The organism is Pseudomonas sp. P106(2024), assembly GCF_057480815.1.
Genome location: NZ_JBLIYU010000001.1, coordinates 503,636 through 516,131, shown reverse-complemented (window position 1 = coordinate 516,131; position 12,496 = coordinate 503,636). Strand labels below are relative to the sequence as shown.

12 protein-coding genes are annotated in these 12,496 nt (G+C 64.2%); 5 read left to right on the top strand and 7 right to left on the bottom strand.

The features are described from left to right. Positions 1–24 precede the first annotated feature (24 nt). Positions 25–1,803: a KinB sensor domain-containing domain gene (locus AC25M7_RS02360; RefSeq protein ID WP_028688666.1), complete on the bottom strand. Its 1,779-nt coding sequence runs from the start codon at positions 1,801–1,803 to the stop codon at positions 25–27. Beyond that, positions 1,800–3,146 carry a sigma-54-dependent response regulator transcription factor AlgB gene (algB, locus tag AC25M7_RS02355; protein WP_062359975.1) on the bottom strand — a complete coding sequence of 449 codons (1,347 nt, stop codon included), beginning with the start codon at positions 3,144–3,146 and terminating at the stop codon, positions 1,800–1,802. The genes AC25M7_RS02360 and algB overlap by 4 nt, the downstream gene beginning before the upstream one ends. A 390-nt stretch (positions 3,147–3,536) precedes the next feature. Between algB and AC25M7_RS02350 the strand changes: the two genes are divergently transcribed. The 5 genes from AC25M7_RS02350 to AC25M7_RS02330 all read left to right on the top strand — a co-directional run bounded on the left by AC25M7_RS02350 (position 3,537) and on the right by AC25M7_RS02330 (position 7,918). Continuing rightward, a complete protein-coding gene (locus AC25M7_RS02350) occupies positions 3,537–3,821 on the top strand; it encodes a hypothetical protein (RefSeq protein ID WP_028688726.1) in 285 nt (94 codons plus the stop codon). Between the two features lie 39 nt (positions 3,822–3,860). Next, positions 3,861–4,022: a DUF1328 domain-containing protein gene (locus tag AC25M7_RS02345; protein ID WP_028688664.1), complete on the top strand. Its 162-nt coding sequence runs from the start codon at positions 3,861–3,863 to the stop codon at positions 4,020–4,022. 5 nt (positions 4,023–4,027) lie between these two features. Continuing rightward, positions 4,028–4,498: an inhibitor of vertebrate lysozyme family protein gene (locus tag AC25M7_RS02340; RefSeq protein WP_028688663.1), complete on the top strand. Its 471-nt coding sequence runs from the start codon at positions 4,028–4,030 to the stop codon at positions 4,496–4,498. Between the two features lie 729 nt (positions 4,499–5,227). Then, positions 5,228–6,562, top strand: coding sequence for a glutamate/aspartate:proton symporter GltP (gene gltP / locus AC25M7_RS02335; protein WP_028688662.1), 1,335 nt, complete (start codon positions 5,228–5,230; stop codon positions 6,560–6,562). Positions 6,563–6,688: 126 nt separating this feature from the next. Next, entirely contained in the window at positions 6,689–7,918 is a 1,230-nt protein-coding gene (locus AC25M7_RS02330) for a nucleoside recognition domain-containing protein (RefSeq protein ID WP_486970703.1), read from the top strand. Here the strand turns inward: AC25M7_RS02330 and AC25M7_RS02325 are convergent. The 5 genes from AC25M7_RS02325 to AC25M7_RS02305 all read right to left on the bottom strand — a co-directional run bounded on the left by AC25M7_RS02325 (position 7,900) and on the right by AC25M7_RS02305 (position 12,474). Next, the gene (locus tag AC25M7_RS02325) at positions 7,900–8,514 is read right to left on the bottom strand and encodes an ABC-type transport auxiliary lipoprotein family protein (RefSeq protein ID WP_062359971.1); all 615 of its coding nucleotides are present in this window, start codon (positions 8,512–8,514) and stop codon (positions 7,900–7,902) included. The genes AC25M7_RS02330 and AC25M7_RS02325 overlap by 19 nt on opposite strands. Beyond that, positions 8,511–9,449: an MlaD family protein gene (locus tag AC25M7_RS02320; protein WP_028688659.1), complete on the bottom strand. Its 939-nt coding sequence runs from the start codon at positions 9,447–9,449 to the stop codon at positions 8,511–8,513. Before AC25M7_RS02320 ends, AC25M7_RS02325 begins: the two co-directional genes overlap by 4 nt. A 3-nt stretch (positions 9,450–9,452) precedes the next feature. Then, the gene (locus AC25M7_RS02315; RefSeq protein WP_062359969.1) at positions 9,453–10,238 is read right to left on the bottom strand and encodes an ABC transporter ATP-binding protein; all 786 of its coding nucleotides are present in this window, start codon (positions 10,236–10,238) and stop codon (positions 9,453–9,455) included. Further along, positions 10,235–11,368 (bottom strand): ABC transporter permease, encoded by a 1,134-nt coding sequence (locus AC25M7_RS02310; protein WP_028688657.1) that lies wholly within the window; start codon positions 11,366–11,368, stop codon positions 10,235–10,237. The genes AC25M7_RS02315 and AC25M7_RS02310 overlap by 4 nt, the downstream gene beginning before the upstream one ends. Positions 11,369–11,451: 83 nt before the next feature. Further along, positions 11,452–12,474 (bottom strand): DUF5924 family protein, encoded by a 1,023-nt coding sequence (locus tag AC25M7_RS02305; protein ID WP_486970702.1) that lies wholly within the window; start codon positions 12,472–12,474, stop codon positions 11,452–11,454. Positions 12,475–12,496 lie beyond the last annotated feature (22 nt).

Below are 12,496 nucleotides of genomic sequence, written 5' to 3'. Positions count from 1 at the left end.
CTGATTGCCTGAAAAAAAGCCGTGTCAGACCGGTAAGGCCATGTAGAACTGCGTACCCTGCCCAGGCCGCGAGAATACGCCCATCCGCCCGCCATGCAGCTGGACGATCTCCTTGCACAGCGCCAGGCCCAGGCCGGCCCCGCCCTTCTTGCGCCCGACCTGGACGAACGGCTCGAAGATCCGCCCTTGCTGGCCGTAGGCGATGCCTTCGCCGTTGTCTTCGACACTGATGATCACCCGTTCGGCATGGCGCCGTGCGTGCAGGCGGATACGCCCTCCACTGCCGGTGTGGCGGATGGCGTTGTGCAGCAGGTTGTCGAGCACCCGGTCGAGCTGCGTGACGTCGGCCTGGATGCGCGGCAGTGGTGACTCCAGCTCGAGTATCAGCTCGATCTGCTTGCTCGAAGCCTGCTCGGCAGAACGTGCCCGGGCGCGCTCGAACAGTTCGTCGAGGGCGCAGGGAGCCAGCTCCAGCTTCTGCAGGCCGCTTTGATAGCGGGAGAAATTGAGCAGGTCGTTGATCAGCTGGGTAAGGCGCTGCATTTCTTCGGCGATGGTTTCGAGCAGATCGTTCTCCCGCGCCTCAGGCGGGAAACTGACCCGCTCGCGCAGCAGGCCGAAGGCCATGTGCATGCCAGTGACCGGCGTGCGCAATTCGTGGGAGGCGCGCAGCACGAATTCGCTGCGTACCCGCTCGAAAGCGCGCTGCTCGGTAACATCGTGCAGCACCATCACCGCGCCAAGGATCGGCCCCTCGGGGTGGCTGACCGGGGTCAGGCTGTAGGTCAGCAGGCGGGTTTCCTCATCCACCTCCAGACTCAGGTCGTCCGGTGGACGATCCAGGCTGCCGCCGCGCAGTACCTGGCGCAGTTGCAGGTCCAGCTCCGGGCGTTGCAAGGCCTCGGCCAGGCCTGTGCCCCGGCGGCTCGGATCCCAGCCGAGTTGACGCTGGGCTACCGGATTGAGGTGTTCCAGGCGGCCCTGGCGATCGATGATCAGCAGACCGTCATCGATGCTGTCGAGTACCGCCTGCAGGCGTTGCTGGCCGGCCTGCAGTTCATCGATGTTGGTGGCCTGGTGTTTGCGCAGGGCATCGGCCATCAGGCCGAAGCGGCGGGTCAGCTGATTGAGCTCGGTGGCCTGGGTCACCGGCAGGGTGACGTCGAAATTGCCCTGGCCGATCTGGTCGGCGGCCTTGGCCAGTGCCTCGATCGGCTGGCCGAAGCGCCTGGCTATGTTGTGGGCAGTGATGAAACCTAGTACCAGCACAGTGAGGCCAACCATGCCGAGCATGCCACTGATGAGCAGGGCTTGATTGCGCGACTGCTCCTCGCTGCGGGTGATTTTTTCCAAGGCGTGGCGGTGGGACTCCAGCAGGTCCATGCGTACCTGGTTGAAGGCCGCTCCGAGGGGCTGCTCGACACCCATGCTGCGTGCAGGCGAGGGGCTCTGTCGATAGGCCTGGACAAATGCCTGGTAGTTGCTGGCGGCCTTGCTCAAGCCGGTGCGTTCTCCGCCTTGTTCCAGTCCCTGATCGAGGAGTGTCTGGAATTGGTCCTGCAGGGTGACGAGGGTATTCGGGGTGGTGTCCTCGTCGAGAATCAGATTCAGCTGTTCGCCCAGGTTCTGCCGCAACTTGAGGGCCAGCTCGAGCGTGTAGGTGGTGTCCTTGACGACGTGCTGCTGCAGGGCTGCCATCTGCAGCACGCTGAAAAGGCCCAGCAACAGGCCAAGCAAAGCCACGGTAACCAGTGCCGAGATGCTCAGGAACAGCCGTGTGCGTAGCTTCATCGGCCATTTCATAAGTTGTATTGCTTGCGCTTGCGATAAAGGGTGGAGGCATCAATGCCCAGGGTCTTGGCTGCCTGGTCGAGGGTGTCGCTGGCAGCGAGCACCGCCCCGATATGGGCACGCTCAAGCTCATCCAGGCTCAGCGCCGCACCGACCCTGGGCGCGTTGCTGGCGGGTTGTTCGGCCATGCCCAGGTGGATGATCTCCACCCGCTCCTGGGGACAGATGATGCTGGCGCGCTCGATCACGTTGCGCAGTTCGCGAATGTTGCCGGGCCAGCGGTAGTTGAGCAGCGCCGTGCGTGCTTCATCGCTGAAGCCGCGGGCCGGGCGCGAGTACTCCTTGACGAAGCGGGCAAGGAAGCGGTCGGCCAGGGTCAGTATGTCCTCGCAGCGCTCGCGCAGCGGCGGCAGGTGCAGGGTGATGACGTTCAGTCGGTACAGCAAGTCTTCACGGAAGCGGTTCTCGCGGACCATCTCGTCGAGGTTGAGATTGGTGGCCGCGAGGATCCGCACATCCGCCCGGCGGGTGACCGGGTCGCCGACCCGCTCGTATTCCTTGTCCTGGATGAAACGCAGCAGTTTTGGTTGTAGCGTGAGGGGAAAATCGCCGATTTCGTCAAGAAACAGCGTGCCGCCATCGGCCTGGCTGACTCGGCCCAGTGTGCTTTCACTGGCGCCGGTGAAGGCGCCGCGCGTGTGGCCGAACAGCTCGCTCTCCATCAGCTCGGCATTCAGCGAGGGGCAGTTGATGGTCACGCAGGCCTTGCGTGCCCGCTTGCTCCAGCCGTGGATGGCACGGGCCAGCTCGCCCTTGCCGGTGCCCGACTCGCCCAGGATGAGAATGTTGGCGTCGGTGGTCGCCACCTGGCGCGCGGTTTCCAGCACCGCCATCATCGCCGGGCTGTGGGAGTCCAGGCCGTCCTTGGGTTTGCGCACCTCGCCTTCGAGGGCCTCCAGGCGCGCCGACAGTTGCCGGACCTCCAGCTGCTTGGCGGTAGCCAGGCGCAGCTGGTCGGGGCTGCAGGGTTTGACCAGGTAGTCTGCGGCGCCGGCCTGGATGGCATCCACCGCAGTGTCGATGGCCGAGTGGGCGGTGACGATCACCACCCGCATCCACGGTGCCTGGATACGCATCTGTGCCAGTACGTCCAGGCCATTGTCCTCGCCCAGGCGCAGGTCGAGGAAACACAGGTCGAACACCTGGCGCTGCAACAGTGCCTCGGCCTGGGCAGCGCTGTTGGCCGTGGCCACGTTGTAGCCCTCATCCTCGAGGCAATAACGGAATGTGCGCAGGATGGCGGACTCGTCATCCACCAGCAGAATGCGGCCTTGGTTGTCCTGGGCTGATTCCATTTCCTGCGCTCCTTTGGGATTGATCTCAATTAGTGTCGGAAAAATCGGGCAAGTTGCATGGTCGATTCTGATTGATTCTGCTCCATGCATGCTAGCTGCATGCCTTAATGATGGCTAAGTCTCTGATAAATATGAAGTTGATCGCTGGCAATTGGCTTCTATTCGGATTCCACGGGCTGAAATCGAGGCATCGGCAGGGATTGGCCGACGGCTGTGTCGTGCAAAACGCACGACCCGATTGTGGGTCATCGTGCAGGATACGTCCCTCGGTAAGGCGGGCGTATTTCGTAACTTTATGATTTAAAAGGATTTTTATTGTTCGAGAAGGCTGGCATGCAGGCTGCAATAACCTTTGCAGAATGGATAACAAGCACAGCAGGAGGAGTCGGCATGAATCGCCCCCAAGACAATCGTACGCAGAGCGCTGTAGTCCCCCTGCACCAGCTGTTGTTCCTCGGCATGGCCTTGCTGCTCACCCTGGCGGCGGGCCTCTTCTACCATAGCTGGCAGACCGCCCGGCTGGCCGAGCAGGTGGCGGTGCAGACCGCGCTGTTGACGCAGTTACGGACAACCCATGCCTCTACCCTGGTCAAGGCCGCCGAGCCACTGCCCAGTGCCGACAATGCGCCTGCCGTTCTCGAGCGTGTTCAGCCCGAGGAGCGTTGGGTGTTCTGACGCCATCGACCGATTTCGCACAAGAAAAGGAGAAACATCATGCTTAGTTGGGCAATCACCTTCCTGATCATCGCCATCATCGCCGCAGTCCTGGGTTTTGGTGGTATCGCTGGCGCCGCGACCGGTATCGCGAAGATCCTCTTCATCATCTTCCTGGTGCTGTTCGTAGCCTCCTTCTTCTTCGGTCGTGGCAGAGGTTGATGACCATGAGCAGGATGCTCCCCAAGGCCCTGCTTGTCGCGCTGCTGCTGGGCAGCGGCGCGACAGCGCTGGCGGCCAATGACGGCCAGGTCCGGGCCAACCAGTTGCTTGGCTCGGACCCCGAATACCAGAAAACCTGGCAGAAGACCCTCAAGAACGAGGAGCGCCTGCCCGAGTGGGTGATCAACCTCAGCGGCAGCTCGGCGCAGCAGATGTCTGCGGTAACCGAGGACGGCGACAAGTACTTGGTCGGCCCGCTGTGCGAGTCCGAAGGCAACTGTACCTACAAGCGCCTGATCGTGGCCTTCAGCTGGGACAAGGACGAAGCCTACGGCATGCTAGTGGAGGTGCCCGAAGGGCTGCCTGCCGACAAGTCACCTACCCGTCATGCCGACTACCGCTGGCTGGGCAAGCCGGATGACGGGATGAAGGCTCTGCTGCGGGAGCAGCTCAAGCGCGATCCGAACTGGTACTGACCAGCGATCGCGGACTGTAATGCTATAGAAGCTGAACCTTTTTACCTTTCAGGCTTCTATGGTGCGCCGCCCCGAGGAGGGGCGGCGCATGACCAGGGGGCCGGGCCGCTCTGACTGTTGCAGGGTCGCAGTGGCCTAGGGGTACAGGGAGTGCCTCCGTCATGGGCCGGGTCAGGAGAGGGTGGCATCGGAAGTTGCAGGTCGGTTGGCTCCGAACAGGACGATGTAACCGATCTGGCTTCCGAAGCGCCTGTGGGAGTTCTTCCTTTAATACGAGCGACTTTTTACTTCAGACACATTTTGTCGCTACCGTATATCGATTTTTTTTTACTTGTCCGACAGGTCAGCTCATGTGGCATTTCAGCCATTCGGATTGTCGAACACGCCACTTCACACCTTTCTGTGCTCCCGTCAAATCGGCCTAAAAATGGCGCTTTGGCCTTGTTCGGAAATCCGAACGTTGAAAATCAAGGACTTGGCGATGCCCGATTTCGCCTTCCGGTCTCATGCCGATTCGGCATAGGGTAGTCGTTTCCGGCATTAGACTGCCCCTCCCCACGTCGCAATAGTTGCCGCCTTTTTCCTCGGCCCGAGCGCCAGCAATGTTCGCTCGCGGTGTCCTTACAGTGGGACGCCGGATCGACCAGGCGCAACCGGAATGGCTTCAAGCCGCTCTGGCATGCACCTTTTCGGCCGGTGCCCGTGACCACTACAACAAAGGGTAATGACATGAAGAAGGCAAAACTGAGCCTCGCCTGGCAGATCGTCATCGGTCTGTTGCTGGGCGTTGCAGTCGGCGCGCTACTGAATCATTTCAGTGCAGAAAAGGCATGGTGGATCAGCAACGTCCTCCAGCCAGCCGGCGACATCTTCATTCGCCTGATCAAGATGATCGTCGTCCCGATCGTGATTTCGTCGCTGATCGTGGGCATCGCTGGGGTTGGCGACGCGAAGAAACTGGGCAGCATCGGCCTGAAGACCATCATCTACTTCGAGGTGGTGACCACCATCGCCATCGTCGTCGGCCTGGTCCTGGCCAACGTGTTCCACCCGGGCGCCGGCATCGACATGAGCACCCTGGGCACCGTCGACATCTCCAAGTACCAGGCCACCGCGGCCGAGGTGCAGCATGAGCACGCGTTCATCGAGACCCTGCTCAACCTGATCCCGTCGAATATCTTCGCGGCGCTGATGCGTGGCGAGATGCTGCCGATCATCTTCTTCTCGGTGATGTTCGGCATGGGCCTGTCGAGCCTCAACGCCGACCTGCGCGAGCCGCTGGTGCGCACCTTCCAGGGCGTGTCGGAGACCATGTTCAAGGTCACCCACATGATCATGAACTACGCCCCGATCGGCGTGTTCGCCCTGATCGCCGCCACCGTCGCCAACTTTGGCTTCGCCTCCCTGCTGCCGCTGGCCAAGCTGGTGCTGCTGGTGTACTTCGCCATCGCCTTCTTCGCCTTCATGGTGCTGGGCCTGGTGGCGCGCGTGTTCGGCTTCTCGATCATCAAGATCATGCGCATCATGAAGGACGAGCTGATCCTCGCCTACTCCACCTCCAGCTCCGAGACCGTGCTGCCGCGCGTGATCGAGAAGATGGAGAAGTACGGCGCGCCGAAGTCGATCTGCTCGTTCGTGGTACCGACCGGCTACTCGTTCAACCTCGACGGTTCGACCCTGTACCAGAGCATCGCGGCGATCTTCATCGCCCAGTTGTACGGCATCGACCTGTCCTGGAGCCAGCAGCTGCTGCTGGTGCTGACCCTCATGGTCACCTCCAAGGGTATCGCCGGCGTGCCGGGCGTGTCCTTCGTGGTACTGCTGGCCACCCTGGGCAGCGTGGGCATTCCGCTGGAAGGCCTGGCTTTCATCGCCGGTGTCGACCGCATCATGGACATGGCCCGTACCGCGCTGAACGTGGTGGGCAACGCCCTGGCCGCAGTGGTCATCGCCAAGTGGCAGGGCATGTACGACGCCGAGAAAGGCGCGGCGTACTACCAGTCGCTGGTGCTGGAAAAAGGCAAGAAAGAGGCTGTGATGGCGGGCAAGACCGTCAACCAGTAAGCCACTGAGCTGAACGAAGAGCCCCGACTTGTCGGGGCTTTTTGTTGTCTGCGCAATAGTCGAGGGCGCAGCCCTCGCCCGCAATCTTCGCTATCATTCGGGCACTTTTCACGGGGGAACACACGGATGCTCAACGGCCTCTGGCTCGGCTTTTTCCTGGTGGCGGCCATCTCCGCCCTGGCCCAGTGGCTGGTGGGCGGCAACGCCGGCATCTTCGCCACGATGGTCGAGAGCATCTTCGCCATGGCCAAGCTGTCGGTGGAGGTCATGGTCCTGCTGTTCGGCACCCTGACCCTGTGGCTGGGTTTCCTGAAAATCGCCGAGAAGGCCGGCATCGTCGAATGGTTGGCCAAGGTCCTTGGCCCGCTGTTCGCCCGGCTGATGCCGGAAGTGCCGCCCGGCCACCCGGCCCTGGGCCTGATCACCATGAACTTCGCCGCCAATGGCCTGGGCCTGGACAACGCCGCCACGCCCATCGGCCTGAAGGCCATGCGCGCGCTGCAGGAGCTCAACCCCAGCAGTACCACGGCGAGCAACGCGCAGATCCTGTTCCTGGTGCTCAACGCTTCGTCACTGACCCTGCTGCCGGTGACCGTCTTCATGTACCGCGCCCAGCAAGGCGCGCCCGATCCGACCATGGTGTTCCTGCCGATCCTGCTGGCCACCAGCTGCTCGACCCTGGTCGGCCTGCTGTCGGTGGCGGTGATGCAGCGCCTGCGCCTGTGGGACCCGGTGGTGCTTGCCTACCTGGTTCCCGGTGCCCTGCTGCTGGGCGGTTTCATGGCCTTCCTCGGCACCCTGTCGGCGGCCGCGCTGGCCAGCCTGTCGTCGATCCTCGGCAACCTGACGCTGTTCGGGGTGATCATCCTGTTCCTGGTGATCGGCGCGTTGAGGCGGGTGCAGGTGTACGAGGCCTTCGTCGAAGGCGCCAAGGAAGGCTTCGACGTGGCCAAGAGCCTGCTGCCTTACCTGGTGGCGATGCTGGTGGCAGTCGGTGTATTGCGCGCCTCAGGGGCGCTGGAGCTGGCTCTGGACGGCATTCGCCATGCGGTGAACTGGATGGGCCTGGACACCCGCTTCGTCGAAGGGTTGCCCACCGCGCTGGTCAAGCCGTTCTCCGGCAGCGCGGCGCGGGCCATGCTGATCGAGACTATGCAGACCCAAGGCGTGGACAGCTTCCCGGCCTTGGTGGCGGCGACCATCCAGGGCAGCACCGAGACCACCTTCTACGTGTTGGCGGTGTACTTCGGCGCGGTGGGCATCCAGCGGGTGCGCCACGCCGTCGGCTGTGCGTTGCTGGCCGAGCTGTCGGGGGTGATCGCGGCGATCTTCGTCTGCTATTGGTTCTTCGCCTGAGCCTGGCTGACGGTCCAGTCGATCACCTGGCGCGCCAGCTGGTCGCTGGCCGCGCCGAAGCCGGCGACCACCGCCGGGACCTGCTGTTCGCCCAGCACCTGGCGCACCTCGAAGCGTTTACTCGCGAGGATGCGCTGGCTGCGGCCCTGCACCAGCCGCGCGTCGTAGCGGATCACCACCTCCACCGCCCCGCCTGGGTGGTATTCGCTCTGGAAGGCCTGTAGCTCGCCGCCCAGCTCGTAGTCAGCCTGCAGGTTGCTGTCATCGGCGCTCAGGCGCTGCACCCGGCCATCGCGCTGGAAACCGTCGAGCAGGCGGTTGCGCACCAGCATCGGCGTCGGGTCGCTCCAGCGTGCGCCCTTGTAACTGCTGATCACATCGCCCTGGGGGATCACCGCGATACGCGGTCCGGCCAGGGCTTCGCTGGTCAGCGGCTTGTTCAGGCGCAGCGACCAGTCCAGCGGTGCGGCGGCGCGGGCCGACTGGTTCACCGGCAGGCGGTAGATATCCACAGGCTCGCTCTGCGGCAGGATCGAACAGGCCGAAACCAGGCTCAGCGTGGCGGCGGCGAAGGCCAGGCGCAGCGATGGGATCATGGCTGGAACTCCTTGTTGTTGTCGCGGCCCAGCAGGTAGCCGCTGGGGTCGGCTTCCAGGCGCCGGGAGATGCCCTTGAGCGAGTTGAGGGTCTCACGCAGTTCGCGGATCGCTGGGGCGATCTGGTTCAGGCCCTGGGCACCGTCGTCCAGAGACTGGCGGTTGTCCTGCAACAGGCTGTTGATGGTGGCGGTGCTTTCGGCCAGCGACTGCATGGCCTGTTCGGCACTGCCGATGGCCTGCTTGCCCTGGGTGCCGAGCAGGCCGTTGGCGTTGCGCATCAGCGCCTGGGTCTCGGCCAGGGTGGCGTTGGCCTGCTTGCCGACCTGGGCCAGTTGCTCGATGGCATCGGCGATGCCGCCCTTCTGGCTGGCGAAGGCGCCAGTGGTCTGCTCCAGGTTGGCCAGGGTGTTGCTCAGGCGCTCGATATTGCTTTCGGAGAACATCAGGTTGGCGTTGTGTAGCAGCAGGTTGATGTTGGTCACCAGGTCGCTGCTGTCGTTGAGCAGGCGTGAGATCGGCGACGGCGAGGCGACGATCACCGGCAGTTTGCCGCCCTTGCCCTTGAGTTCTGGGCTCTGCGGGGTACCGCCGCTGAGCTGGATGAAGGAGTTGCCAGTCACCCCGGCCAGGGTCAGCTTGGCCTGGGTGTCTTCCTTGACCGGCGTGTCGCCGCTCAGGCGCACGCGGGCCAGTACCCGGCGCGGATCGTTCGGGTCCAGGCGCAGGCTGCTGACGTCACCGACCTTGATGCCGTTGTACTGCACCGGGCTGCCGCGGGACAGGCCTGAGACCGCCTCGTTGAATACCACTTCGTAGTCCTTGAAGGCGTCGTCGACGCTGGACTTGGTCAGCCACAGGCCGAACAGCATGGCGCCGGCCACCACCAGCACGGTGACCAGGCCGATCAGGACATGATGAGCTCGGGTTTCCATCGTTCAGCGCTCCTGGCGGGCGCGCAGGGCGGCGTCTTCGGCCGCCCGACCACGCGGGCCGTGAAAGTATTCATGAATCCAGGGGTCTTCAGTCTGCTCGACCTCGGCCAGGGGCCCTGCCACGAGCACCTTCTTCTGCGACAGCACCGCCACCCGGTCGGTGATGGTGTAGAGGGTGTCCAGGTCGTGGGTGATGAGGAACACCGACAGCCCCAGGGCGTCGCGCAGGGTCAGGATCAACTGGTCGAAGGCGGCGGCGCCGATCGGGTCGAGGCCGGCGGTGGGCTCGTCGAGGAACAGGATGTCCGGGTCCAGGGCCAGGGCGCGGGCCAGGGCGGCGCGCTTGATCATGCCGCCGGACAGCGATGCGGGGTACTTGTCGGCGGCGCTGATCGGCAGCCCGGCCAGGGCCAGCTTGACTCCTGCCAGGTGCTCGGCGTCGGCCCGCGACAGCCCGGCATGCTCGATCAGCGGCAGGGCGACGTTCTCGGTCACGGTCAGCGACGAGAACAGCGCGCCCTTCTGGAACAGCACGCCGAAGCGGCGTTCGACCAGCGAGCGCTGGGTTTCGTCGAGGCTGGCCAGGTCCTGGCCGAACACCTTGACCGTGCCTTCGTTGGGCCGGCGCAGGCCGACGATGCTGCGCAACAGCACCGACTTGCCGCTGCCCGAGCCGCCGACCACGGCGAGGATCTCGCCGCGGTACAGGTCCAGGTCGAGGTTCTCGTGCACGCTCTGGCTGCCAAAGCGGTTGCACAGGCCCCGGGCTTCGATCACGGCTTCAGTCACCAGCCCATCTCCATGAAGAACAGCGCGGCCACCGCGTCCAGCACGATCACCACGAAGATCGATTGCACCACGGCAGAGGTGGTGTGGGCGCCCACTGATTCGGCGCTGCCGCTGACCTTGAAGCCTTCCAGGCAACCGATGGCGGCGATCAGGAAGGCGAAGAACGGTGCCTTGGCCAGGCCCACCAGGAAATGCTGCACGCCGATGTCGCTCTGCAGCAGCGAGAGGAACATGGCCGGCGAGATATCCAGGGTCAGTGCGCAGACCACCGCGCCGCCGATCATGCCGCAGAGCATCGCGACAAAGGTCAACAGCGGCAGCGCGATCAGCAGCGCCAGCACCCGGGGCACCACCAGCAGTTCGATGGGGTTCAGGCCCAGGGTACGGATGGCGTCGATCTCTTCGTTGGCCTTCATCGAGCCGATCTGCGCGGTGAACGCGCTGGCGGTGCGACCGGCCATGAGGATGGCGGTCAGCAGCACGGCGAATTCACGCAGGAAGGAGAAGGCCACCAGATCGACGGTGAAGATGGTCGCGCCGAAGTCGGCCAGCACCGTGGCGCCGAGGAAGGCCACCACCGCGCCCACCAGGAAGGTCAGCAAGGCGACGATGGGCGCGGCGTCCAGGCCGGTCTGCTCGAGGTGCGCGACCACCGGCGTGACGCGCCAGCGGTGCGGCTGGAACAGGCGCAGGAACAGGGTCTGCAGGATAAGGCCGACGAAGCCCAGCACCTGGTTGGTGTCCTGCCACAGCTGGTCGACGGCGCGGCCGATGCGTGCCAGCAGCAGGAGCAGCACCGGTTGCTCCGGCTCCTTGACCGGGATGCAGTAGTCCTGCACCGAGCAGTAGACGTTCTTCAGCAGCGCACGGCTGGCATCGGGGAGTTCGTCGGTGCAGCGCGACAGGCGTTCGGAGCCCAGCAGCTCGGCCAGCAGCGAGGCGCCGGCGGTGTCCAGGCGGCCCAGCTGGCTGAGGTCGACCTGGGTGTCATCGCCGTACTGGCTGCCCAGGCGCTCGCATTCGCGCTTGAGGCTGGCGTAGTGGGCCAGGGTCCAGTCGCCGACGATGCGCAGGCGCGAGGGCTGCTCGGTGGTGTCCAGGGTGGCGCTGGGGACGGTCATAGGCTCCATGCGTCTGACTGAGGGCATAGAGGCTGATCATAGCGCATGTTGAATGTGTGCTGACTGGAGGGCTGCACAGCAGCCCCAGCCCTTCACTGCGCAGGCGGGCCGTCGACCACCTTGAAGCGCAACACCCCGATCACCTGCCCGTCCTCGGTCAGCACCCTCACCTGCCACTTGCCCACCGGATTGGGCGGAAAGTTCTGCTTGTGGGTCCAGGCCCGGTAGCCTTCCTTGCGCCCGCCGTGGATATCCAGGGCGATACGGTCCACTTCCTTACCGTCCAGCTGCCACACATGGTAGATGCGCTCGTTCAGGCCACGGGGCGCGTTGATGGCGGTATAGGCGTAAAGTCCGCCGCTGCGGATGCGGCTGGCGGCCACTTCGTCCAGCGAGGCGCCCGGCTGGCGGTTGAGCACTTCGGTGCTGATCGCCACGTCGGTCATCCACAGCGTGGCCGGCGGTACCCAGGAGCGCAGCAGCCAGCCGCCGCCACCGACCGCCAGGGTCACCAGCACCAGGGCCACGCCGCGGCGCCAGTTGTTGATCGGGAAGCTGCTGGCCAGGCTCGGGAACGACAGCACCATGGCGGCGATCAACGCCAGCTTGAAGCTCTGCGCGGTGGTCAGGTGGAGGATGATCGGCAGCGCCGTGAGCATCGCGGCGAACAGCGTCAGGGTGTGCAGTGCGAGGAACAGCCAGCGGCGTGGCGCCAGCCACTTGTGGTACAGCGGGTCGACGATCGAAATCAGCCCGGCGGCGCCGAGCAGGCCGGTGAAGATCAGCTGGCCGCTGTTCCAGGTGGTGGTGATGAAGAAGAACGGCAGGACGAAGAACAGGCTTTCCTGGTGGATCATCTGCGTCGCGAAGCGCAGCAGGGGCTGCGGGATCTCGCGCTTGAAGGTGCGGGCGAACAGCTCGGTGAGGGTGTTCTCCAGCATCAGCCAGATCCAGCTGACCAGCATGACGATGGCGATCCAGCTGGCCAGGCCGGCCTGGCGGTCGACCAGGATAAAACTGCCGATCCCCGAGAGGAAACCGTAGAGCGCGATGATGCCGGGGTAGCGTTTGAGCAGTTCGATGATGCGCAGGATGAAGCCGGGGATCGGGGGCATGGGTTTACAACAGGAAGAGGCG

Bases quoted from the DNA above. Each gene is read 5' to 3' on its own strand.
- AC25M7_RS02360 (WP_028688666.1), bottom strand. From the start codon at position 1,803: ATGAAATGGCCGATGAAGCTACGCACACGGCTGTTCCTGAGCATCTCG.
- algB (WP_062359975.1), bottom strand. From the start codon at position 3,146: ATGGAATCAGCCCAGGACAACCAAGGCCGCATTCTGCTGGTGGATGAC.
- AC25M7_RS02350 (WP_028688726.1), top strand. From the start codon at position 3,537: ATGAATCGCCCCCAAGACAATCGTACGCAGAGCGCTGTAGTCCCCCTG.
- AC25M7_RS02345 (WP_028688664.1), top strand. From the start codon at position 3,861: ATGCTTAGTTGGGCAATCACCTTCCTGATCATCGCCATCATCGCCGCA.
- AC25M7_RS02340 (WP_028688663.1), top strand. From the start codon at position 4,028: ATGAGCAGGATGCTCCCCAAGGCCCTGCTTGTCGCGCTGCTGCTGGGC.
- gltP (WP_028688662.1), top strand. From the start codon at position 5,228: ATGAAGAAGGCAAAACTGAGCCTCGCCTGGCAGATCGTCATCGGTCTG.
- AC25M7_RS02330 (WP_486970703.1), top strand. From the start codon at position 6,689: ATGCTCAACGGCCTCTGGCTCGGCTTTTTCCTGGTGGCGGCCATCTCC.
- AC25M7_RS02325 (WP_062359971.1), bottom strand. From the start codon at position 8,514: ATGATCCCATCGCTGCGCCTGGCCTTCGCCGCCGCCACGCTGAGCCTG.
- AC25M7_RS02320 (WP_028688659.1), bottom strand. From the start codon at position 9,449: ATGGAAACCCGAGCTCATCATGTCCTGATCGGCCTGGTCACCGTGCTG.
- AC25M7_RS02310 (WP_028688657.1), bottom strand. From the start codon at position 11,368: ATGGAGCCTATGACCGTCCCCAGCGCCACCCTGGACACCACCGAGCAG.
- AC25M7_RS02305 (WP_486970702.1), bottom strand. From the start codon at position 12,474: ATGCCCCCGATCCCCGGCTTCATCCTGCGCATCATCGAACTGCTCAAA.